This is a genomic window from Pseudomonas sp. BTN1, assembly GCF_001907715.1.
GTDB lineage: Bacteria > Pseudomonadota > Gammaproteobacteria > Pseudomonadales > Pseudomonadaceae > Aquipseudomonas > Aquipseudomonas paracarnis.
Genome location: NZ_MPBM01000006.1, coordinates 96,394 through 119,693, shown reverse-complemented (window position 1 = coordinate 119,693; position 23,300 = coordinate 96,394). Strand labels below are relative to the sequence as shown.

Genomic DNA, 23,300 nt, shown 5'->3' with positions numbered 1-23,300 from the left:
TTTTCTTGTTGTAGTCGGCTTTTGGTTGTGGCACGGTCGCGTGGGCTCGTTGATGGGTCTCTGGACCGGTCGACTAACCTGCGTACAGCCGCCACCCTACGTTTAGTCGCGAAGCGTGTCGGCTCCATGAACATTCCGGAGCTATACCATGAATAAAGTACTACCCGACCCACCCATCGATCCCGCAAAAGACCGCGCCGCGTTCAACCGCGCCATCGACCACTACCTGCCCACCCAAGGCTTCCACTGCGTCAACGAAGACCTGAGTTTCGAAGACGCCCTGCTCTACACCGCCAGCCTGCTCGACAGCGCTTCAGCCACAGCACTCGATTGCGGTGAGCTGCTGCAAAGCCCTGAACGGGCGAAGATCCTGGCCGTGTGGCATTTGCTGGAAATTGCAAAAACCACCGTAGATCGCTCCATCGAGTGCCTGACCTGCACAAAAGCCACTGCCTAAAGTCGATTAACACTGTGGGAGGGGGTTCTGCCTCCTCCAACATTTGCCCGCATTCCAAAACCCTGTATCGGTGGATTAATGCCACCCGGCAGCAAAATAGTCTGAAAAACTGTTAGTTCTCACAGGTGACGCCCAACGGTTTTAACGCAATGATTCAACAGCCCAACAGGGTTGCAGCCCGAACGGTTGAGACCGCACAACTGCAGAGCAATATGGCGCACGCAGTAACCGCAAGCGCACGTAACATTGAAGAGGGACCTTCAATATGGCAACGCCGGGATTGATCATTCTGATTACGGGTTGCTCCAGCGGAATTGGCTTTGCGCTGGCGACGGAGCTTCATGAACGAGGCCACCTCGTCTACGCGACTGCACGAGACATCACAGCGCTTGCCACCTTGGCGGCCCGTGGTTTGCGTGTACTGACATTGGACGTTACCGACTCGCAAAGCATCGCGGCTGCGGTTGAAAGAGTCGTTCAGGAACAGGGACGACTGGATATATTGATCAATAACGCCGGCTATGGCCAAGGTGGCGCGGTTGCCGATCTCCCAGCCGAGGCGTTACGGCGCCAATTCGAAACCAATGTCATTGCTCCCGTGCAGGTGGCGCGCGCATTCCTGCCGCTGATGCTATCGCGGGGACGAGGCCGAATTGTAAACATCGGAAGCGTCTCGGGTGTTGTCGTGACACCTTTCGCAGGTGCTTATTGCGCAAGCAAGGCCGCGCTGCATGCCCTTTCAGAGGCGATGCGAATGGAACTAACACCTTTTGGAATTGACGTCATCGTGGTGCAACCCGGCAAGGTTGTTTCCAACATCAGGGACTATGCCAGAGAGATTGTTATCTTACCTGCCGACTCCATATACGTTACGTTCCGGGAGCATCTACAAGACCGTGCGCGTATTTCGGAACAGGGAGCGATGCCGGCGAAGGACTTTGCCCGGCGCGTAGTAAGCGCAGTGTTGACTGAAGTCGCGCCTTTCGTTGTTCGCAGCGGTCCGTTGAGCTGCAAGTTGCCCTTACTCCAGTGCTGGTTACCAAGGCGTCTGTTCGATAAAGCAATTCGAAAACTGTTCGGACTTAACTCAAAGCCCTCATTAAAAACCGACCCACCGCTCTAAACGCCCTTAAAACCTAGCCTCACACTCGTTCATCTGCCTGGTATATCTCATGAAAATTATCGGCATTTCAGGAACACTTCCGTCACGGCATGTTTCCAATCAGGACGTTCTCGACCTAGTGACTGAGAACTCCCAAAAAAACTTTGACGGCGATTTGCCGCATACGCTCATGATCATTGACAGACTACTCAAAAAAAATGGCACGGAGTCCAGGCAATGGCTAGCAGAAAACGAATCGCCAATGACCCTGATGGAAACGTCATTCGTTGAGGCTCTGAAACAAGCAAATATAGACAAAAAAGAGATTGACCTGCTGCTCTACTCAAGTATTTCCCGTGGTTTTATAGAGCCTGCAAACAGTACCTTTATCGCCAAAGCCCTTGGCCTGCAATGCAGAAGCCACGATGTGGTGGACGCATGCATGGGGTGGGTGACGAGCATGGATATTATCAATGACAAGATGAAAGCACAGACTATTCGATACGCGGCCATCATTAACATGGAATTCGGTGTCACGGCACCACGGAGTTTTGCCATCCACAATTTTGCGTTACAGTCCGCCTCCGAGCTCACTTACAAATTTCCAACGTACACTTTGGGAGAGGCAGTCACCGTTACAATACTCAGCAATGACTCGCCCGAAAATTTCACATTTAGTTTTATCAACCGGCCGGATTTAAGTGATCTGTGTACGATCCCTCTACCGGACTGGCAGTCCTTCTGCAACGATTCGGACATTGCGCGCATTGCGAGTGCAAAAGGAAAATTTCAACTAACGTCTTTTGGTGAGCACATGCATGAAACCGGCTTTAAAGAGTCCACTAAAATCCTCAATGAAGCGCACATTCAAAACAGTAAAATTGATTGTATTTTTACCCACACCTCCTCGCCAAGAGTAAATGAACTAATCTTACAGCCTCTCGGCATGGCGGATAAAGCTCATAAAATCGCGCACAAAACAGGCAATATAACCACCGCCTCTGCACCCTTTGGAATTGCGGATGCCGTTTCACAAGGCGTATTAACCAGGGGTAAGTCCTGTTTGAGCTGTATCGGAAGTGCAGGGATGGTGTTTTCAGCGATGACGTTCAATTTTTAATTACGGCCCAAAGGACTTCTTTACTCTCCTAACCAGTGAATTACTGGCATTTGGTCATGGTATGTAAAGGGCCAGCAAGGGGTGTCCCTGTAAATTGCAGGACGTTTCCTAGACAATCCTTGCCGCCTTGTGCCTGCTGGAATCGGTGGCTAGTCTGCGGTCCATCACTGCCAATCAGTGATCGGGTTTAGTCGCCCGGTTTGAGAACAGGCGCATGCTCCATGAAGCTTTATGGTGGCTGTGCGCAGGGCGCCTTCGGGCGCGCCGGGTTCCTGTTCTGTCCGGTCGACTAACCTGCGTACAGCCGCCACCTTTGTTTAGTCGCGAAAAGTGTCAACTCCTTGATATTCAGACAGGAACTACACTTCGAAGACGCCCTGCTCGACAGCGCCTCTGCCACGGCACTCGATTGCGGTGAGCTGCTGCGAAGCCCTGAACGGGCGAAGATCCTGGCGGTGTGGCATTTGCTGGAAATTGCAAAGACCACGGTAGATCGCTCCATCGAGTGCCTGACCGGTACCAAAGCCACTGCCTGACCGTAGGAGCGAACTTGCTCGCGAAAAAATCACAGGCGCTGCGTTTCTTCAGGAAGCACGCGTTATCGTTGACGTTTTTCGCGAGCAAGCTCGCTCCTACAATGGGTGGGGGGACAGCCCACATAAGCCTCATTTTTCCCTCGGGTTATTGCGGATAAAAACTAAAAGTCCATAATGGACAAATTAGTTTATCCGGAGAACCCCATGTCCACGACGCCCCTCGTTATCGACCAGGCCCAGGCCCGTACCTTGCTGGCTCAAGTCGACGTGCCTTTGATCCTGCGCAAACTGTTCCGCGACCTCGCTGCCGGGCAAGCGGTGCAGCCGGCGCAACAGCTGGTGGCGTTTCCCGATGGCGCCGGGGACTTCATCAACTACCTGGGCGTATTGGCCGAAGACGGGGTGTACGGGGTCAAGACTTCGCCCTACATCGTGCGTGAACAAGGCCCCCTGGTGACGGCCTGGACCCTGTTGATGTCGATGCACAGCGGCCAGCCGTTGCTGTTGTGCGATGCTGCTGAATTGACCACCGCACGCACCGCCGCCACCACGGCCTTGGCGGTAGATGCGCTTGCCCCGGCGGCGGCGCAACGCCTGGCGATCATCGGCAGCGGCAAGGTCGCCCAGGCGCACCTGCATTATGTGCAGAACCTGCGCGACTGGCAGCAAATCCGCCTGTACTCGCCAAGCCTGGGCAGCGCCAGCGCCGAAACGCGTGCGCAGTTGGCCAGCCTGGACCCGCGCCTGAGCCTCGTCGCAAGCTGTGAGGCCGCCCTGGAAGACGCGGATGTGATCCTGCTGTGCACCTCCTCCGCCGGGCCGGTCATCGACCCCTCGCGCCTGAGCAAACCCGCGCTGATTACCTCCATCAGCACCAACGCGCCACGCGCCCATGAAGTGCCGCCGCACTGCCTTAACCAGATGCACGTGTTCTGCGACTACCGCCAGACCACCCCGGATTCGGCCGGTGAGATGCTGATCGCCAGCGAGCGGCACGGCTGGGACAAACGTACGATTGTCGGCGACCTGCCCGAATTGTTCAGCGACATGGCCCAACGCCCCGACTACGATCGTCACGTCTTTTTCCGCTCCATCGGCCTGGGCCTGGAAGACATCGCACTGGCTACTGCCCTGTACCAACGCCAACGCTAATCAGGAGAGTGTTATGCACCAGGCAGACTTCATCATTATCGGCGGCGGCATCGCCGGCGCGTCCACCGGGTTCTGGTTGTCGCAGCACGGCAAGGTTCTGGTGCTGGAGCGTGAAAATCACCCGGCCTATCACTCCACCGGGCGTTCGGCGGCGCTCTACACCGCCGCGTATGGCACCCCGCAAGTGCGGGCGCTGACCTTGGCCAGCCGGGCCTTCTTCGACCAGCCACCCGCAGGCTTTTGCGAACACCCACTGCTGACGCCCCGGGGCGAAATGACCGTGGATTTCAACGGTGACCCGGCCGAACTCGACAGCCAGTACCTGAGCGCCAAGGCCACCGTGGCGCAGGTGCAGCGCCTGACGGTCGATGAAGCCTGTGCACGCTTGCCGATCCTGCGCCGTGAAAAAGTCCACGGGGCAATCTACGACCCTACCGCCTGTGACATCGACACCGACGCCCTGCATCAAGGCTACCTGCGCGGTATCCGCCGCAACCAGGGCGAAGTGCGCACCGACAGCCATGTGCTGGGCTTGAGCCGCGACGCCGATGGCTTGTGGCAGGTGCGCACCCAGGATGCGACCTTCACCGCGCCGGTCATCATCAACGCCGCCGGTGCCTGGGCCGACCATATCGGCGGGCTGGCGGGCGCAGCGTCCATCGGCTTGCAGCCCAAGCGCCGCTCGGCCTTTGTCTTTGCTGGTCCCGAGGGCATGGACAGCCACGACTGGCCGATGTTGGTGGCCCTCGACGAAGCGTTCTACATGAAACCGGATGCCGGCATGTTCCTCGGCTCGCCGGCCAACGCCGACCCGGTAGAACCCCAGGATGTGCAACCCGAAGAGCTGGATATTGCCATGGGCATTTACCAGATCGAGGAAGCCACCACCCTGACCATCCGCCGCCCCACGCGCACCTGGGCCGGACTGCGCAGTTTTGTGCAGGACGGTGATTTACTGTCGGGCTTTGACCCGCAAGTACCGGGACTGTTCTGGGTGGCAGCGCAAGGCGGCTATGGTATCCAGACCTCACCCGCCATGGGCCAGGCAAGCGCCGCCCTGGTGCGCGGCGAACCGCTGCCGGAGGCACTGACCCGGTTCGGCCTGGACGCTGGTATGCTCTCCCCGGTCCGCCTGGAGCCCCATTGATGAACACCGCCGAACAAGACAAGGTCATGCAGAACTTCCGCGCGATTGCCGATGCAATCGCCACGTTGTTCTTTCCCCATGCAGAAGTGGTGCTGCATGACCTGCGCACGCAAACCGTGGATTACATCGCCAATAACCTGTCCAAACGCAGCCTGGGTGACGACTCGTCCCTGGAGGACATGCTCGACGGTGACGTCAGCGAGGTGAATATCGGCCCTTACGAAAAGCTCAACTGGGATGGCCAGAAAATCCGCAGCCTGAGCACCGTGCTGCACGACCACAAAGGCCGCAGGCTGGCTGTGTTGTGCATCAACCTGAATATTTCAATGTTCGAAACAGCCAAGGCGGCGCTGGATTTATTCCTGTCGCCAAGCAAGCTGATCGCACAGCCGGACGCGCTGTTCCGTGATGACTGGCAGGAACGCATCAACACCTTCCTGCATGCCTGGCTGCGCGAGCGTCAGTTGAGCCTGAACCTGTTGACCCGTGACCACAAACGCGAACTGGTGCTGGCGCTGCATGCCGAAGGCGCATTCAAGGGCAAGAGCGCCTCCAACTATGTGGCCAATGTGCTGGGCATGGGGCGAGCGACGGTCTACAAGCACTTGAAGGAACTCAAGGGTTGAGCCCTTTCTGACCACGGCGCCGATTCCCTGTGGGAGCTGTCGAGCCCCGGCGAGGCTGCGAAGGGGCCGGCAAGGTCAACATTTGCATCACCTGACCCACCGCTTTCGCAGCCTCGCTAAAGCTCGACAGCTCCCACATTGACCGCGTCTTTGCATCAGTCGCCGTAGATATCGGCCTTGAAGTACTGCTGTGAAATCTTCTGGTATTCGCCACTGGCGCGAATGCCGTCGATCGCCGCATTCAATTCGCTGACCAACTCGCCATTGCCCTTGCGTACTGCAATGCCGGCCCCCTCACCCACGTATTTCGGGTCCTTGAGCTCCGGGCCGACAAAGGCATAACCCTGCCCGCGCGGCATCGACAGGAAGTCGCTCAGGGGGATGGTGTCGGCAAAGATCGCATCCAGACGCCCCGCTGCCAGGTCCATGTAGATTTCTTCGTTATTGCTGTAGCGCTTGACGTTGATGCCCTTGGGTTCGAACACCTCGGTGGCATAGCGGTCGGTGGTGGTGGCGCGCTGTACACCGACGTTCTTGCCCTTGAGGCTGGCGTACTGGTCATCCACCACGGCGCCGTCCTTCATCACCAGGCGCGACGAGGTGAAGTAGTACTTGTGGGTGAAATCCACCGACTTCTTGCGGTCTTCGTTGATGGTCATGGACGACAACGCCATGTCGATCTTCTTGACCTTGAGGGACGGAATCAGCCCGTCGAACTCCCCTTCGATCCACACGCACTTGACCTTCATTTGCGCACACAGGGCGTTGCCAATGTCGTAGTCGAAACCGACGATCTTGCCGTCGCCGGTCTTGGAGGCGAACGGGGGGTAAGCCGCCTCGATACCGATACGCAGGGTTTTCTCGGCGGCCAGCAGGTGGCTGGAAGCAAACAGGCTCAGGGCCAGGGCGGGAAGGAGATAGCGTTTCTTCATGGAGGGGTTCTCGCAAGTTGTTGTTGGTTTGGCAAGAGTGAAGAAAAACGTGCAGCAGCTATTTTGTACTTATAATTCCATACTGGACTTTTATGTGTTTAACCGTCAACAGGCAAAAAAAATGTGGGAGGGCTTGAGCCTTCCCACATCAGATCCAGCAGCACAGCTTAAACCTTACTTGGACACCGGCATTGCAAACTCCGCGCCCTGCTCGATGCTCTCCGACCAGCGCTGCATGATCGACTTCTGCTTGGTGTAGAAGCGCACGCCCTCGGTGCCGTAGGCATGCATGTCACCGAACAGGCTCTTCTTCCAGCCACCAAACCCGTGCCAGGCCATGGGCACCGGGATCGGCACGTTGATACCGACCATGCCCACCTCGATACGCCGCGCAAACTCACGAGCAATGTTGCCATCGCGAGTGAAGCAACTGACGCCGTTGCCAAACTCGTGGTCGTTGACCAGCTTCACCGCTTCGGCAAAGTCGTTGACGCGCACACAGGCCAACACCGGGCCGAAGATTTCTTCGCGGTAGATGCTCATGTCCTGGGTCACGTGGTCGAACAAGGTCGCGCCGAGCCAGAAGCCGTTTTCCAGGCCGGGTTCGGTGGGCACGTAGTCACGGCCATCGAGCAGCAACTGCGCGCCGGCGTGTACACCCTGCTCAATGTAGCCACTGATGCGTTCCAGCGCGGCCCGCGACACGATCGGGCCCATCTCGGCTTTGAGATCGCGGCCATCGGTGATGCGCAGCAACTTGGCGCGTTCGGTCAAAGCGGCGATCACTTTGTCGCCCACATCACCCACCAGCACCGCCACCGAGATCGCCATGCAGCGCTCGCCGGCACTGCCGTAGGCGGCGCCCATCAGCGCATCCACGGTGCGTTCGATATCGGCGTCGGGCATCACCACCATATGGTTTTTCGCCCCGCCCAGGCCTTGCACGCGCTTGCCGTTGCGGGCGCCGCTCTCGTAGATGTATTGGGCAATCGGCGTGGAGCCGACGAAGCTCACGGCCTTGACGTCCGGGTGTTCGATCAGCGCGTCCACCGACTCTTTATCACCCTGCACCACATTGAACACGCCCTTGGGCAGGCCGGCTTCATGCAGCAACTCGGCCATGAACAGCGACGCGCTCGGGTCAGTCGGGCTGGGCTTGAGGATAAAGGTGTTACCCGCCGCAATAGCGATGGGGTACATCCACATCGGTACCATCACCGGGAAGTTGAACGGCGTCACGCCGGCGACCACGCCCAGCGGCTGGCGCATCGTCCAGTTGTCCATGCCACGGGAGACCTGGTCGGAGTGTTCGCCCTTGAGCAGGTTGGGAATGCCGCAGGCAAATTCGAGAATGTCGATGCCACGGTCGACTTCGCCCTGGGCATCGGTGAACACCTTGCCGTGCTCGGCGACGATGATGCGCGCCAGGTCGTCCTTGCGTTCGCGCAGCAGGTGCAGGTATTGGAACAACACGCGGGCGCGACGGATCGGCGGGGTGTCGGCCCAGCCGGCAAACGCAGCCTGGGCGGCGGCGACGGCTTCGGCCACGGTCTGGCGGCTGGCCAGGGCCACACGGGCGGTGACTTCACCGGTGGCCGGGTTGTAGACGTCCTGATAACGGTCATCGCGGCTGACGCGCTGGTCGTTGATGTAGTGCTCGATGGTTGCAGTCATGGCAGTCGATCCAGATGGGTGGCGTTGGTCCACACGATAGGCTTTCGCTTTGTTCCGAACCAGAGCAGAATCCAGAACTTATTGTCCTTATATGCGAACAATACACCCATGGAAAAGGCTGAGATCGAAGGGTTGTGGACCCACATTCACTGGCTGTCAGTGCTGGAGGAACAAGGCACCTACACCGCTGCCGCCGCGCGCCTGGGGGTGAGTAAATCGGCGGTGAGCCAGCGCATTTCCGACCTGGAAAAGGCCACCGGCACGCGGCTGGTGACGCGCACCACCCGCAGCGTGCGGCTGACCGATGCGGGGCTGTCGTTGACCCGCGAAGTACGCAGCGCCTACGCGCAGATCGCCCGCAGTTTTTCCTCGGTGCGCGACTCGGTCGGGGAAATACGCGGGCTGCTGCGCCTGACCGCCCCCGTGGCGTTCGCCCGGCAACAACTGGTGCCGCACCTGTCCGGCTTTTTGCAGCTGTACCCTCAGGTGCGTATCCAATTGGACGTCTCCGATGCCTTGAGCTCATTGGCCGCCGAGGGTTACGACCTGGCGGTGCGCCACGGCTTCCAGGTGCCCGAAACCCACGTGGCCTGGAAGCTGTGCGACACCAACTCGGTACTGGTCGCCACCCATGACTACCTGCAACACCACGGTGACCCCCTCGAGCCGGGCGACCTGTCGGCCCACAACTGCCTGTTTTACCCACGCGGCACCGACCAGCCCGCCTGGACCTTTGAACGCGGCAGCCAGCCCCTCGAGCGCCTCACCGTGCCTATCGCCGGCAGCTTCGCCACTAATAACAGCGAAGCCTTGCGCGACGCCGCACTCAACCACCTGGGCATCGCCCTGCTACCGGACTTCAGCGCCCAGGCGGCGCTGGCCGCTGGCAAAGTGGTGCAGGTGTTGAAGGACTGGACACTCAAAGGCGCGTTTGCCGATGAGATTTACCTCATTCGGCCCTACTCACCCCATGTGCCCAAATCGGTGAATGCGTTGGTAGCCTACTTGAAGGCGCAGCTGTCGGGCGGGTTCCAATAGATGGGAGCGCAGGCCTAATCCTGTCAAATACTTGCCTGATCCTCTGAACTTGAGGGCAATCGGATAGATAGCCCTTGCGCGTTGGTCTAGAGTTCGACGATGGGCGACTTCCAGTCGCACCGCTCCTATAAGAACTCAGCACCACCAACCGATGATCAGCAGGTGAGCCCGCATGGAATTACGTATCAACCAAAAGGCCTATCAGGTCGATGCCGAAGCCGACACCCCGTTGTTGTGGGTGATCCGCGATAACCTGGGCATGACCGGCACCAAATACGGCTGCGGCCTGGCCCAGTGCGGCGCCTGTTCGGTGCTGGTGGACGGCAATGTGGTGCGCGCCTGCGTGACGCCCGTGGCCGGCGTGGTCGGTCGCGAGATCACCACCATCGAGGCCGTCGAGGCCGATGACGTGGGCAAGCGTGTGGTGGCGGCCTGGGTCGAACATCAAGTAGCGCAATGCGGTTACTGCCAGTCCGGGCAGGTGATGGCGGCCACGGCGCTGCTCAAGCACACCCCCGCGCCGACCAAGGCGCAGATCGACGCGGCGATGGTCAACCTCTGCCGTTGCGGCACCTACAACGCGATCCATGCCGCCATGGATGCCTTGGCCGCCGGGAAGGAGACCGCCTGATGAACACCAACGAGATCATTCCCGGCGTGACCCTGGGCGAACCGATCAACCTGTCCCGTCGCCGCTTCCTGGCCAGCACCGCGGTGGGCGCGTTGGTGATCGGTTTCGGCTTGCCACTGGGCACCTCCCGCGTGCAAGCCGCGACCGGCGCCGCCGCTGAACGCGGCACTCAAGTACCCGCCTTCCTGGAAATTCGCCCCGACGGCAGCGTGCGCCTGCTCAGCCCCTTCATGGAAGGCGGCCAAGGCACTCACACCGCCATGGCGCAGATCGTCGGTGAAGAATTGGATGCCGACCCGGCCACGTTCATTGTCGAAGCGGCCCCGCCCGGCGAAGCCTATGTGGTGATGGAAAATGGCCTGCGCATCACCGGCGGCAGTATGTCGGTGCGCATGAGCTACCCGACCATGCGCCGCCTCGGCGCCCTCGCCCGCGCGATGCTGATGCAAGCCGGCGCCGAGCAACTGCGCGTACCGCTCAGCGAGCTGACCACCCAGCCCGGTCGCGTGGTGCACGCCGCTTCCGGCCGCTCCCTGGGCTACGGCGAACTGGCAGGTGCCGCCCTGGATATGCCGGTGCCCGACCCGGCCAGCATTACCCTGCGCGACCCGAGCCAGTTCCGCTGGATCGGCAAACCGGTCAAGCGCCTGGATGCCTATGACAAATCCACCGGCAAGGCGCAGTACACCATCGACCTGAAAATCGACGGCATGCTCCACGCTGCCGTCCAGCATGCGCCACGCCTGGGCATGACCGTGGGCAGCCTGCGCAACCAGGCGCAGGTGCAAGCCATGAAAGGCGTGCATTCGGTTCACACCCTGCCCGGCGCCGTGGCCGTGGTAGCCGAGCGTTGGTGGCATGCCAAGCGGGCCGTCGAAGCCATCCAGGTCGAATGGCTTGAAGCCGCCGCCGACTCCACCGTGCGGGCGATGCCGGCGGATTTTTCCAGCGACAAGTACCGCGACTTCCTCGCCGCCCAGCAAGGCCCGGCCCGCGATGACGAAAACGAAGGCGATGTGGCCGGCGCACTGGCCAGCGCCAAAACCCGCGTCGAAGCCACCTACCACAACCAGTACCTCAACCATGCCCAGCTGGAACCGCCTTCAGCCCTGGCACGCTTTAACCCCGACGGCACGCTGGAGGTGTGGCTGCCTAACCAGGCGCCGGATATGTTCCGTGCCGACATCGCCAAGCGCACCGGCCTGAGCACTGAGCAAATCACCCTGCACTCACCGCTGCTGGGCGGCTTTTTCGGCCGGCATTTCCTGTATGACTCGGCAAACCCTTACCCGCAAGCCATTGCGTTGGCCAAGGCGGTGGGCCGGCCGATCAAGCTGATCTGGAGCCGTGAAGAAGAATTCGTGCGCGATGTATTGCGCCCCGTCGCAGTGGTCAAGTTCCGCGCCGCACTGGATGACAAAGGCCTGCCCGTAGCCATCGAAGCGGTCAGCGCCACCGAAGGCCCCACCGAAGCCATCGCCGGCAAACAGGGCGACGCTATCGACCCTACTGCCCTGGAAGGCTTGTCGGGCAAGAGCTATGCGATCCCCAACAAACGCATTGCGCAGATCTACGTCAAAGGTCCGGCTATGCTCGGTTACTGGCGCTCGGTGGGTAACTCGCTCAATGACTTTTTCTACGAAGCCTTCCTGGACGAACTGGCCGACAAAGGCGGCCATGATCCCTATGAACTGCGCCTGCACCTGCTGCGCGACAACCCGCGCCTGACCACCCTGCTGCAAGCGGCCGCCGAGCTGTCTGGCGGTTGGAAGCGTGGGCCCTACACCGCCGAAGACGGCACCCGCCGTGCACGCGGCGTAGCCATGGCCTCGCCGTTTGGCTCCCATGCAGCGGTGGTGGCCGAGGTGTCGATCGAGAACGGCCAGGTCAAGGTTCATCACATCTGGGAAGCGATTGACCCGGGCAGCATCGTCAACCCGGCGATTGTAGAGGCGCAGGTCAACGGTGCCGTGGCCTTGGGCCTGTCGCAAACCTTGTTGGAGGAAGCGGTGTACGTGGATGGCAAGCCACGGGCGCGCAACTACGACCTTTATCCGGTGCTGCCGCCTTCGCGTATGGCGCAGGTCCACGTGAAGATCGTGGAGAGCGGAGAAAAAATGGGCGGTATCGGCGAACCACCGTTGCCGGCTGTGGCCCCGGCCGTGGCGAATGCCGTGGCGCAGCTGACCGGCCAACGCATCCGCAGTCTGCCTTTGAGCCGTTACACCTTCAGCTAACCGACAGGGAATGCCCATGAATAACCGCCGATTCGCAAGAACCGCAGGGTGGCTGGTGCTGCCCTGCGTGGTCGCCGCCGGCCTGCTGGCCTGGTATGTCACCCGCGAGCCTGCCTCGCCTTTTGAACAGCAACAGGCCACGAGCTTCGACCCCGCGTTGGTCAGTCGCGGCGAATACGTCGCGCGCGTGAGTGACTGCGTGGCCTGCCACAGCCTGGCCGGCAAGCAGCCATTCGCTGGTGGCCTGGAAATGGCCACTCCGCTGGGGGCGATCCATGCCACCAACATCACCCCCGACCGTGAGCATGGCATCGGTGCCTATAGCCTGGCCGACTTCGACCGCGCCGTACGCCACGGCGTAGCACCGGGCGGGCGACGGCTCTACCCGGCCATGCCCTATCCGTCTTATGTGAAGCTCAGCGACGATGACATCCAGGCGCTGTACGCATTTTTCATGAAAGGCGTGCAACCGGCCAACCAGCCTAATATCCCCAGCGACATTCCCTGGCCGCTCAACCTGCGTTGGCCCATCGCCCTGTGGAACGGTGTGTTTGCACCGACCGCGACCTATGCCGCCAAGCCCGGCCAGGACGCACTGTGGAACCGGGGCGCCTATATCGTCCAAGGCCCGGGCCACTGCGGCAGTTGCCACACGCCACGGGGGCTGGCGTTCAACGAAAAGGCCCTGGACGAATCCGGCGCGCCATTCCTGGCCGGTGCCCTGCTCGACGGCTGGTACGCCCCCAGCTTGCGCCAGGACCACAACACCGGCCTGGGGCGCTGGAGTGAGGAACAGATCGTGCAGTTCCTCAAGACCGGTCGCAACCAGCATGCCGTGGTCTATGGCTCGATGACCGAAGCCTTCAACAACTCCACGCAGTTCATGCAGGACGATGACCTGGCCGCGATCGCTCGCTACCTCAAGTCACTGCCCGGCGACCCGCAGCGTGACGGCAGCCCTTGGCAGTATCAAGTGGCAACAGCGCGCCAGGATGCTCCTGGCGCCCATATTTACGCGACCCGCTGCGCCTCCTGCCATGGGCTCGACGGCAAAGGCCAGCCCGACTGGATGCCGCCCCTGGCCGGCGCCACCTCGGCCCTGGCCACGGAAAACGCCTCCGCGATCAACATCACCCTCAACGGCTCACAACGCGTGGTCACCGCCGGGATGCCAGACGCCTACCGCATGCCCGCGTTTCGTGAGCAATTGTCCGACCAGGAAATCGCCGACGTGCTGAGCTACGTGCGCGGCACCTGGGGCAACCACGGCGGCGCGGTCGATGAAAAGGCCGTGGGCAAGTTGCGTGGGCATACCGACCCGGCGAGCAGTAGCCCTATCATCCTGCATATGCGCTGATCGGTCGCGATCAACGGTGGGAGCTGGCTTGCCTGCGATGCAAACACCTCGGTTCCTCAGGTAAACCGAGTCGATGCATTCGCAGGCAAGCCAGCTCCCACACTGGCCATGCATTGCCCACAAAATCAGCGCCTGGCACAGGTCCCCTGTGGGAGCAGGCTTGCCCGCGAAGGCGGACTGTCAGTCACTGCATCGTTAACTGAACCACCGCTATCGCAGGCAAGCTAGCTCCCACATTCGGCAATGAGCATCAATGATATAAGCGGCGGCTGGCAGGCCGCTCTATTTGCTCTCGTCCGCCTTGCCTTCCTGCATCTGCACCGACGACTGGGTGCCACTGTTGTTGTCTTTAGTGGCGTTGTCAGCGTTGTCAAAACAGCCGTGCAGCAGGAACGCGCTGCACAGGCCCACGCACATATAAAGCTTCTTCATGATTGTTCACCTGTTGGCAAGTGTGTGTTATCGGCGTGACGAAAGCAGAATTCGTCCGCCCATGATCTATCTGTCTGGAACAGAAGCGCTGGCGTTCAAAAAATAGCCCCTTGGCTGACGAATGGGGCCGCGTTTTATTCAAACGGGATCACCGAAATCTTGCCGTTGCGCTCAAGAATCGCGAAGCGGATCTGCTTGAGTTCGACAAGCCCTTGGGTGGACCGGGCCGCCTCAAGAATGTCGCCCTCGTCCAGGCGCGCATGCTTGAGCCGTTTATGCAGCACCCGGCCTTGCTCGACCAGCACCGTCGGCCCGCCATCGAGCACCCGTGCGAACCAGGCTGAACGCTGCTTGGCCAGCGAGAAGCCAATGTCGATGGCAATGAGGGTGGCGATGACCAGCACGGCGTTGGTCATCGAGAAATCTTCGCCCAGCAACGCCTGTTGGGTGGCTTCGCCGATGACCATCAACAACACCAGGTCAAAAGTGGTGAGCTCGGCCAGCGTGCGCCTGCCGGCAACTTTGAACAGCACCAGCAGCACCAGGTAAATCGCCACAGCCCGCAGTACAGAGTCCATGGTTGCCCCTCGGATCATTGAATGGGAAACGACCGATTCATACGGATTAGGTGACCACCGCGCCGCTCAGGTTCATTCTTTCGACACTTCGCGGCCACCATCTAAAAAGATGATGGTTTCGGCGCAACTGAAGCGTTGAAGTGATCGAAATTTCGGCAGCAACCCAGTTGATACCGGGGTGTTTGAAGCGGGTCACAGCTCTATATCGATCACGCTGAAGAAGGAAACCCCTGTCATGAACGACTCACAACGCGCCTGGGAACTGGCCATGGTGCTGATTGCCAATGGCCGCATCCCCTTCGACCCCGCCAACCCGAGTGGGTCGGTGAAAATCCTTTCCAAGCATCTGCAAGTGCTCGAAGAAGCACTGCGTGAACAGGCCACAGACGTCGCCACGCATGAGCGCCTGGGCAAGAACAACAGCCGCAGGCCCTCGTTGGTGTGTGCCGACTAGGCGTCAGGCTTTGGTTCGGTTACAGCCGATCCGACTCGGCAACTGGCCCTGCCTGGCCTTCAGCGTGGCTTGCATCGCTTGCGGCAAGGTGCTCCAGAACGTCAGCCCCGAGCGCTCCTCGATGTGATCCACAGTGACCTGGTAATCACAAAAATCTGCGCCCTTGGGGGTTTCCTGGTTCATCACGAATGAGGCGTACAGGCCCGTTTCCGGCGAACTGCCGACCACAATGATTTTCCAATAGCCACTGGGGATGGTGTGCACTTTGTTCGTGCCCGGCAACGAGCCGACAAAATGCTCATACAGCGGCCCGGTGGCCACATACACCTGATCGACGCCTGGTTCCTTGCTGAGGTTGCGCTCCTGGTCTTCCAGGCGCGCCCAGGGCCCCTGGTTGAGCTCGGCCTTTTGCGGGGTGATGTTCGACAAGTAGTTGAGCGTTTGCCAATCGGCCACCCCGGCCATCGAAGCCAGGTTGGCCTGATGCCCACGGTCGATTTTGAGCGCGACGTTGGCGCCGTTGTAATCCACCGGGTCCAGGGTTTCCCCGGCTGGAATATCCGGGTCGGTGCGCCAGTCACGGGAGCGCCCGCTGGCGGCAGTGGTCTTAGTGATCTTGTAGGAGACCCAGTTGGCAAACTTGGTCGAGCCGTTGTTGTTCAACGTGTAGGCCTGGCGGTTCAACGTCACCGGGCTGCCACCGGTGGGGCAACCAACCGCACAGTTATCGAACGACAAAGGTGGCGCAGGGAGGACGGCGGACTGACGCGAGGGTGTGGTACAGGCGGCCATCAATGGGATCAACGAAAACGCCAGGTACTTGAACGATGTGCTTCCTTGCATGGTGTTACTCCTTGGGATGAATTTCTTGAAAGATCAAAATGGCCTCGGCTGATGCGCTTCCTGCGCAAGCCGAGATGACCATTGAATCACATAAACATTTCTAAACAACGACAGCAATCAGGCCGACGAACGTACCCCCCGCGCGCGCCATCGCACCCATAACTGTGTTATCCATAACGCCGCCCTTTGGCGGGCGATAGCATCACCTCATCAACGCACAAGGAACTTACACATGAGTGGGAAACCGGCAATTGTCTTGGTCCATGGTTTTTGGGGCGGTGCGGCGCACTGGAACCGGGTGATTATCGAGCTGCACAAAAAGGGCTATACCGATTTGCATGCGGTGGAGATGCCGCTGACCTCGCTGGCCGACGATGCCGAGCGTACCCGCAAGATGGTTGCGCAAATCAAAGGCCCGGTGTTGTTGGTGGGGCATTCCTATGGCGGCGCCGTCATCACTCAGGCGGGTAATGAACCGAATGTCGCAGGCCTGGTGTACATCGCGGCATTCGCCCCGGATGACGGCGAAAGCCCAGGCGGCATCACCCAGGAACATCTGCCAGAAGCCGCCCCCAACCTGGCGCCTGATAGCGACGGTTATCTGTGGGTCAAGCCTGAACAGTTCCACGACAGCTTCTGCCAGGACCTGCCCCAGCAAGAAGGTCAAGTCATGGGCGTCACCCAAAAGGCTCCGCTAGCGAGCACCTTTGGCGATGTGATCAGCAACCCGGCGTGGAAGAACAAACCGTCCTGGTACCAGATTTCGAGCCAGGACCGCATGATCCATCCCGATAACCAGGTGCGCATGGCCAAACGCCTAGGCACCCGGGAAACCATCACCCTGGATGCCAGCCACGCCTCCCTGGCGTCCAGGCCGGTAGAGGTCGCTGCGTTTATCGATAGGGCGGCGCGTTCGTTGTCGTGATGGTGTGATCAGACATGGCTGTCCCCAATGGCGCGTTCAGCGTTGCGTCCAATTGAACGCGCCGTATCCCTTTCCCACAACATTGCCGGTCACCCTTCTGAGCACTCTCAACACTGGGTTTCAGTTGCGTATATGAAGACACTCTGGCGGCGCTGTTTGTCGCACCAGAGCATCAACAAAAAGCACAGCTTTATCGTACTCAGAGAGCATCGGGACGAACACACAGGTCACCTTCAAAAAGTGATGTGCTTAGCGCCCGATGGCTTATTTGACCCATTGCCCTGATTATCCCAACCAGCCTTGCCATCAACCTTTCTCATAAACGCCTCCAGCGCTTGCAGATCAGGCAACGGCGCCGTGCTGGTCAGCACGTTGGGCGCATGGCACCACGCAAGCGCGGGCGAAGCGCGTTCGCTCTGGCCATAGATCAACACATGACGAATCTGTGGGTTGTCCCTGATGAACCAGAGCAAATCGAATTTGACGCTGTGCGCCAGGGCGGCATTGATGATCAGCACATCCAGCGGCGTATCGCCGAAATCCACTGCACTCAATACTTCATCCAGCCGGTGTATCGGCGCGATGCGGTAATAGCCCAGCTGGTTCAACGCCCGTTCGATTTTCAAGCGGTAGAAATGCTGCCCATCGGCAATCAGAATGCGTAGCGCTTTATTGGTCATGTTCCCACCGCTCACTGATAAATGATCGTGAAGGTTGCCGACGCATTCGCCGGCCCCGGCGTGACCTTGGCCCCGGTTTGCAGGTAGCGCGCTCGCAGTGGGATGGCATAACTGCTTTCGGTGCTCCTGAGGGTCAGGCCCGTGTTTTGGTTGCTTGCCAGCGGCAGGGCAACGCCGTTACTGGTGGCGACCTGAATGCCGACGCCAGTCGCAGCAGGCGCGTTGCCGGCGGTGCTCGGGTCGAGGCTCAGGATGCCGTTGCTTGCATTGATGGCAGTCCGAGCCGGGTCGATGCGGTATTGCAGTGTGTTGTTGACGCGGGTTCCGCTGGTGCCGGTGCCTGAGGGTGAGTTACCACCTTGCGAAATCCAGCCGGGACCCGCGGCGGAGAATATGCCGTTGAACGCCGGGCAGTCATTTAGCGCAATGGAGAAGTCCGTCCAGCCGGTGGAACTGTTGAGGCCAGTGAATTTGTTGACCAGGTGGGTGCCCATCGGTACCGAGACATCCGGTGTGATGCAGGTGCGCGAGACAATCTGGATGCTCCCGGAAATGCCCATCCTGAAGCCGCTCATTCTGGCGTCGCCGAAATTGCCGAACAGGCTCACGATCGGCAATGTACTGCCCACCAGCACACCTGGCGTCACCTCGCCGATCTTAATCAAGATCAGTTCAAAGTTCGAAGGCCCGTCAAAAGGCACGATGCATCTGAAACCCGCCGAACACGAGGTCCATGCCTTGGCGCTTTGCCTGGGCAGCAGGCCACCGTTGCTGTTGAAAGCAACGCCCAATCCGGGGATGCTGGTTCTGTAGACTTTATTGGCATAGGTGCCACTGGTTACATTGGCCAGAGCCTGGCTGGATTCAACGATAAGGTCGGTCCACTGCTGAAACGGCGCGACAAGGCACTCCAACTTCACCGCCTGACCTGAGGCCATGCTGAACTTTTGACGGTAGACCTCAGTGCCCACCGGCACATCCCGCCCGACGGTGATCGCCGAGATCTGCAACGGCATTGAGCCCACGGCAGGCCGGGTACCGTCCATATAGGAACAGGTGACTGCCATGGCCGTGCCGGCCGACGCCCACAAGGCCAAGCCCAGCCCCCCCAGTTTGATCAAAGAGCCGATGTTCATAACGCTACCTTTTGCTGGGTGTTGGGCCGCACGCTGTCAGCGACCTGTTTGCCGGCCGCACACACGGCGTCTACTTGTTGCAGCTGTTGCCCATCGCCGGGGCCCGGCGGGATCGTCAGGGCGCACTGCTGCTGCGCCTGGCTGCCCCAGTTGACCAGCAAACGGCGCGTTTCGGGTTTGATCCGCGCATACAGTTGACCGCCCTGCCCGACCACGCCCACGGTGGCACCCTCGCCATCGGTCACGCCCGCGCCGAACGGCAGGCTGCTGCCGTCGTCCAGGCGCACATTGAGCAGCACCGCGCGGCCCTGGTTGGTGGCGTATTTGAGGTGCACAACGGCACCGGCACGCGGCGCGGTCTGTTGGCTGGTTTCACTTAGCTCTACGTCCAGGGAGCTGCCGATCGGGTCGATCGCCACCTCGTTCAATTCGTACGGGCGCAGGTAGGGCACCACGGCGTTGCCGCTGCCGTCGAGCCTCAGGCCCGGGTAGCCGGAGACCTTCGCGCCCTCGGCGCCTGGGGCGCTGACCACGGCCATGGTTTCACCGCGATAAGGCGTCATGGTCACCCCGTCGACATGGGCTACCACCGTGCCGCTGGCGCCCACCGACGCGCTGGTATAGCCATCGCCCCGGCCCAGGGCGGCACTGAGCATGGCGCGGGCGCCGGTATACTGGCCGTTGAGGGCTGCGCTCTTGGTATTGCTGCCACCGTCATGGCCGAAGGTGGCGCCGTACCCGTACTGGCGGTCCTCGCCGGCGGTGCCGCTGATACCCGCCTGCTCGCTGTAATGGCCTCGGGGGTCCCGGCCCAGCTGTGCCGTCACTTGCGGCCCATAGCCCGGGCCGCCGAATTCCAGGGGCATGCTCATGGTCAGCAGAAAACTGTTTTCCATATCGCCCAGGCCCATCCGGCTGCGGTTAGCGTTCAGGCTGAAACTCACCCGGTTGAACTGCTTGCTGTAGCTGAACTGGTACTGCACGTCGCTGCCCTGCTGGTTCCAGTAGTTCTGGGCATAGCCGCTGATCGACACCTGACCCCAGGGCCCGAAGCTTTGGTCGGCGGTGACTGACAAGCGGCTGCGCGGGCGGCCGAACTCGCTGGTGTCCCAACCGTTTTTCTCGGCATCGAGCAGCTGCACGGCATTGCTGAAGTCCAGGTAGTCACGGGTAGAAAAACGATAGGCCGCTACCGAAAAGTTACTGCCGGTACTGAGGATGTTCTTGCTGTAGGACAGGCGCATGCTCTGCCCCTTCGCCCGGCCGGCAGCCAGATCGGTCTGGGCGTGCGTCACGTCCACCGCCATCGCGCCAATCGGCGTGCCGAACGCTACGCCTGTGAGGATGGCCGCGTAGTCATCGCTTGATTGCACACCGCCAAACCCGGTGAAGGTGTTGTTCAGACCATATTGCAGCGTGCCTTGCAAAAGGCGCGTCTGCTCGTCAACGAAGTTGTTGCGGGTTTCCCCGGCGGTGACACTGAAACGCGAGGTGCCAGGGCGCAGCAACTGGCTGACCGAGGCGTAGGGCACGATAAAGTTTTGTTCGGTACCGTCCGCCTCGGCCACGCTCACGTTGAGGTCGCCTCCGTAGCCGGTGGAGTACAGGTCGTCGATGACGAAGGCGCCGGGGGCGACCGTGGTTTCCAGCAGCACGTTGCCGGCCTGGCGAATGGTGACACGCGCATTGGTGCGGGCGATGCCACGGATAACCGGCGCATATCCGCGCATGGAGTCGGGCAACATGCGGTCATCACTGGCCAACTGTACGCCGCGATAAGACAAGGTGTCGAAGATCTCACCGCTGGTGTTGGACTCACCTACAGTCAGCTGGCTTTTCAGCGCAGTGATATCGCGTTGCGCGTAGCTGTCCAACGCCTGGTACTGGCTACCGTTGCGCGATTGCCAGCTCATCGAGGCATTGTGACGCAAGCGCCAGTCGCCCAGATTGAGGCCTGCATTGAGCCCCAGGAACGCCGAGTCATTGGTGCCGCTGCGGGTGCGGTTGCGATTGGCATTGAAGTTATAACTGAGCATCCCTGCAGTGACGCCACGGTCCCACAGTTCAGGGCTGACATAGCCACGCGAGTTACGCTTCAAGGCCGCCTGAGGGATGCTGAGGTCAAGTGCCTGGTTCTCCGGGGAGAAGTTCGCACTGGCGCCCTGAATCAAACTGCCCAACGCCGTGCAGCCTGGACCCTCAAGCGCCAGGCTGGCTTCGGGTGACAGTTTGGCGATGTTCACGCCCTGGCGCTCAAGCAGGCCATGATCCATGCACACCACCGGCTTGCTGCCGTCGGGCTGAGCCTCGATACGAATGTCCTGGCGACTGTTCAACTGGCCGTTGAGCATAACGTCCGCACGGTACTGCCCCGGGGTCACCGGGTTGCCGGCCTGGTATTTGCCGAGGTCAAGATTGCGTGAGTCTTCCGGCAGGAATGCATCGTTGAACTGCACCTCTTGCGCCAACGCGGCGTGGCCCCCCCAGGCGCATGGCGCGGCGGCCAATACCTTGAGTATCAAGCGGGTGAGCGGATTCAGGGCGAAGCGAGGCTGCGCCCCCAGGGGCGGCCTGGAGCGGGAAGAGGTCTGCATAAATGACTCGCGGGTAAAGACGTCAGGAATGGTTCAGGGCTTGAGTGCTGTCCGAGTCGGGATCAGCGCGCCGTAATCGTTGATTGCGCTGAACTCCACCTGTGCGCCTGGGGCTGGTCGGGTTTTAAGCGTCGGCAGCGGGAATTGCCGGGTTTGACCCGGGCCCACCATGCCGTCCTCACTGCGCGCGCGCTGACTGCCAGACACCAAGTCCAGCTCAACCAGCGATACGTGAAAAGCCGATGGATTGAACGCTCGCAGAGCCAGGCCCTGGCCATCGCGGGCCGTCACCAGTTGCCATTGCACCTGCTCGATCGCTTCGCTGGCGGTGCCTGCAAGGCCCGTCGGGCGGTAGAACAATTTGATCCGCGAACGGAAGGCCATTTGCAGAGTATTCAGGTCTGCCCCGGCCTCAGGTTTGGGTGGTATTTCCAGCACGTTGAGCCAGAACACCGACTCCTTGTCCTGGGGCAGCGCTGCCCCGGTAAACAATACGCGCAGGCTTTGGCCCTTGGTCGGGTCGATACGCGCCACCGGAGGCGAAAGCAGAAACGGCGCCTTGGAGCTGGTGGGCGTGGACTCCACACTGCCGGTATCAATCCACGCTTGCATCAACGCGGGTTGAGTACCGTTGTTATTGAGTTTTACTGTGACTTCTTTCTGGTCTGCCGGGTAGATCACGCGGGTGCCGGTGATCACCACACCTGCCAGCGCCTGGGAACACCCAATTGCCACAAGACTTGCCAGAAGCATTTGTTTAAATGGAAGTATGCAAGGCATGACGTAGTCCCAATGCCGCCCCGAAAACACGCCCTTTAACTATTCAACAGGGCGTGTAGTCATTACCGGCGACTTACTGATAATTGATGGAGTAAGTCACGTTGCTGATAACGGTGCCCGGCGTGGTCGCGGCTTGGGCGTAGTATTGAACAGCGTACGGCAGGTCTGCGCTGAGTGCGGTGGCGTCGATGGCGATACGGCTGGTGGAAGCCACTTGTGCGGTGTCACCGGCTTTGATGGACTTGCCATTGGATGCGTCGATCAGTTGCAGTTGAACCTTGGTAGCACCGCCGCCGATGTTCTTCAAGTTGCCGCTGGCCGGATCAACCGAACCGCCGGCTTCAAAGAACGCAGCTGCGGTTTTCAGCGCTGCCGAGCATTTGCTCAACTGAATGCTGAAACCGGTCTGGCCGGCCACTTGGCCAGACGAGGTCAACGAGGCAGTGGAGATAGTCGGCAGCGTGACGGTAGTGCCTGCCGAGCCGGCCGCCCCATTCACTGCAACCTGGCAGGTCTCGGCCTTCAGTTCACCGTTGAAATTGATGGTGCCATCCGAAGCCATGGCAGCTGAGGTGGCGGTTGCGGCGACCAATGCAGCGAGGACGCGGGCTTTATAATTCATGAGTAACTCCGAGAGAGCGATATACCAGGTAAGTGAAGAAGTTTCCGGTGCTGGATAACTTCTGTGTTGTTGCGCAGTGAAGTGTAGGGAGTCCGCGCAACACCCAATATAGGAGTGCTCCTAAAAACAACTAAGCCACTCAATATTTTCAACAATTAACGTCTGTTTCGCTCGGCAAAAACTTACGTACTTCAACTTATGTTATTTGTTGGGAGGGTCACTACTTCGTCTATAGGAGTGGTCCTAA

General features: G+C 60.2%; 22 protein-coding genes and 1 pseudogene. 13 read left to right on the top strand and 10 right to left on the bottom strand.

Going from position 1 to position 23,300, the window contains the following annotated elements; genetic code table 11:
- Nucleotides 1-148 precede the first annotated feature (148 nt).
- The 7 genes and pseudogenes from BMH52_RS02635 to BMH52_RS02605 all read left to right on the top strand — a co-directional run bounded on the left by BMH52_RS02635 (nt 149) and on the right by BMH52_RS02605 (nt 6,140).
- Nucleotides 149-457, top strand: coding sequence for a DUF6124 family protein (locus tag BMH52_RS02635; protein ID WP_057025343.1), 309 nt, complete (start codon nt 149-151; stop codon nt 455-457).
- Nucleotides 458-722: 265 nt separating this feature from the next.
- Nucleotides 723-1,580 carry an SDR family NAD(P)-dependent oxidoreductase gene (locus tag BMH52_RS02630; protein WP_072435613.1) on the top strand — a complete coding sequence of 286 codons (858 nt, stop codon included), beginning with the start codon at nt 723-725 and terminating at the stop codon, nt 1,578-1,580.
- Between the two features lie 49 nt (nt 1,581-1,629).
- Nucleotides 1,630-2,679, top strand: coding sequence for a 3-oxoacyl-[acyl-carrier-protein] synthase III C-terminal domain-containing protein (locus BMH52_RS02625; RefSeq protein WP_073842843.1), 1,050 nt, complete (start codon nt 1,630-1,632; stop codon nt 2,677-2,679).
- 353 nt (nt 2,680-3,032) lie between these two features.
- Nucleotides 3,033-3,215 (top strand): annotated as a pseudogene (locus BMH52_RS02620) (hypothetical protein); the annotation flags it as partial.
- Between the two features lie 204 nt (nt 3,216-3,419).
- A complete protein-coding gene (locus tag BMH52_RS02615; RefSeq protein ID WP_072435615.1) occupies nt 3,420-4,367 on the top strand; it encodes an ornithine cyclodeaminase family protein in 948 nt (315 codons plus the stop codon).
- Between the two features lie 13 nt (nt 4,368-4,380).
- Entirely contained in the window at nt 4,381-5,514 is a 1,134-nt protein-coding gene (locus BMH52_RS02610) for an FAD-binding oxidoreductase (RefSeq protein ID WP_014718055.1), read from the top strand.
- Nucleotides 5,514-6,140: a transcriptional regulator gene (locus tag BMH52_RS02605; RefSeq protein WP_003190517.1), complete on the top strand. Its 627-nt coding sequence runs from the start codon at nt 5,514-5,516 to the stop codon at nt 6,138-6,140. Before BMH52_RS02610 ends, BMH52_RS02605 begins: the two co-directional genes overlap by 1 nt.
- Before the next feature lie 155 nt (nt 6,141-6,295).
- On the opposite strand, the gene BMH52_RS02600 is transcribed toward BMH52_RS02605, so the two are convergent.
- Together BMH52_RS02600 and BMH52_RS02595 are read right to left on the bottom strand one after the other, a co-directional pair.
- Nucleotides 6,296-7,072 (bottom strand): ABC transporter substrate-binding protein, encoded by a 777-nt coding sequence (locus tag BMH52_RS02600; RefSeq protein ID WP_072435616.1) that lies wholly within the window; start codon nt 7,070-7,072, stop codon nt 6,296-6,298.
- A gap of 174 nt (nt 7,073-7,246) precedes the next feature.
- Entirely contained in the window at nt 7,247-8,746 is a 1,500-nt protein-coding gene (locus BMH52_RS02595; protein ID WP_060767473.1) for a CoA-acylating methylmalonate-semialdehyde dehydrogenase, read from the bottom strand.
- Nucleotides 8,747-8,854: 108 nt separating this feature from the next.
- Here BMH52_RS02595 and BMH52_RS02590 point away from each other — a divergent pair, with 108 nt between their 5' ends.
- The 4 genes from BMH52_RS02590 (at nt 8,855) to BMH52_RS02575 (ending at nt 14,009) form a co-directional block, all read left to right on the top strand.
- Nucleotides 8,855-9,784 (top strand): LysR family transcriptional regulator, encoded by a 930-nt coding sequence (locus BMH52_RS02590; protein WP_072435617.1) that lies wholly within the window; start codon nt 8,855-8,857, stop codon nt 9,782-9,784.
- Between the two features lie 172 nt (nt 9,785-9,956).
- A complete protein-coding gene (locus BMH52_RS02585; protein ID WP_014718046.1) occupies nt 9,957-10,415 on the top strand; it encodes a (2Fe-2S)-binding protein in 459 nt (152 codons plus the stop codon).
- Entirely contained in the window at nt 10,415-12,652 is a 2,238-nt protein-coding gene (locus tag BMH52_RS02580) for a molybdopterin cofactor-binding domain-containing protein (RefSeq protein WP_032903499.1), read from the top strand. Before BMH52_RS02585 ends, BMH52_RS02580 begins: the two co-directional genes overlap by 1 nt.
- A 16-nt stretch (nt 12,653-12,668) precedes the next feature.
- Nucleotides 12,669-14,009: a cytochrome c gene (locus BMH52_RS02575; RefSeq protein WP_072435618.1), complete on the top strand. Its 1,341-nt coding sequence runs from the start codon at nt 12,669-12,671 to the stop codon at nt 14,007-14,009.
- A gap of 282 nt (nt 14,010-14,291) precedes the next feature.
- On the opposite strand, the gene BMH52_RS29250 is transcribed toward BMH52_RS02575, so the two are convergent.
- Nucleotides 14,292-14,441 (bottom strand): hypothetical protein, encoded by a 150-nt coding sequence (locus tag BMH52_RS29250; protein WP_019821498.1) that lies wholly within the window; start codon nt 14,439-14,441, stop codon nt 14,292-14,294.
- A gap of 134 nt (nt 14,442-14,575) precedes the next feature.
- Entirely contained in the window at nt 14,576-15,019 is a 444-nt protein-coding gene (locus BMH52_RS02570) for a DUF421 domain-containing protein (protein ID WP_072435619.1), read from the bottom strand.
- A 235-nt stretch (nt 15,020-15,254) separates the two neighbouring features.
- On the opposite strand from BMH52_RS02570, the gene BMH52_RS02565 reads away from it, so the two are divergent.
- Nucleotides 15,255-15,473 carry a hypothetical protein gene (locus tag BMH52_RS02565; protein ID WP_072435620.1) on the top strand — a complete coding sequence of 73 codons (219 nt, stop codon included), beginning with the start codon at nt 15,255-15,257 and terminating at the stop codon, nt 15,471-15,473.
- Nucleotides 15,474-15,476: 3 nt separating this feature from the next.
- On the opposite strand, the gene BMH52_RS02560 is transcribed toward BMH52_RS02565, so the two are convergent.
- A complete protein-coding gene (locus BMH52_RS02560) occupies nt 15,477-16,316 on the bottom strand; it encodes a DNA/RNA non-specific endonuclease (protein ID WP_072435621.1) in 840 nt (279 codons plus the stop codon).
- A 232-nt stretch (nt 16,317-16,548) separates the two neighbouring features.
- Between BMH52_RS02560 and BMH52_RS02555 the strand changes: the two genes are divergently transcribed.
- Nucleotides 16,549-17,241, top strand: coding sequence for an alpha/beta hydrolase (locus tag BMH52_RS02555; protein ID WP_038449779.1), 693 nt, complete (start codon nt 16,549-16,551; stop codon nt 17,239-17,241).
- A gap of 233 nt (nt 17,242-17,474) precedes the next feature.
- On the opposite strand, the gene BMH52_RS02550 is transcribed toward BMH52_RS02555, so the two are convergent.
- The 5 genes from BMH52_RS02550 to BMH52_RS02530 form a co-directional block, all read right to left on the bottom strand.
- Nucleotides 17,475-17,921 (bottom strand): hypothetical protein, encoded by a 447-nt coding sequence (locus BMH52_RS02550; protein WP_038449776.1) that lies wholly within the window; start codon nt 17,919-17,921, stop codon nt 17,475-17,477.
- An 11-nt stretch (nt 17,922-17,932) separates the two neighbouring features.
- A complete protein-coding gene (locus tag BMH52_RS02545) occupies nt 17,933-19,057 on the bottom strand; it encodes a fimbrial protein (protein WP_072435622.1) in 1,125 nt (374 codons plus the stop codon).
- Nucleotides 19,054-21,651, bottom strand: a complete 2,598-nt coding sequence (locus BMH52_RS02540; protein ID WP_081339063.1) for a fimbria/pilus outer membrane usher protein — start codon at nt 21,649-21,651, stop codon at nt 19,054-19,056. Before BMH52_RS02540 ends, BMH52_RS02545 begins: the two co-directional genes overlap by 4 nt.
- A gap of 33 nt (nt 21,652-21,684) precedes the next feature.
- Nucleotides 21,685-22,431 (bottom strand): molecular chaperone, encoded by a 747-nt coding sequence (locus BMH52_RS02535; protein ID WP_038449772.1) that lies wholly within the window; start codon nt 22,429-22,431, stop codon nt 21,685-21,687.
- A gap of 73 nt (nt 22,432-22,504) precedes the next feature.
- A complete protein-coding gene (locus BMH52_RS02530; protein WP_038449771.1) occupies nt 22,505-23,053 on the bottom strand; it encodes a fimbrial protein in 549 nt (182 codons plus the stop codon).
- Nucleotides 23,054-23,300 lie beyond the last annotated feature (247 nt).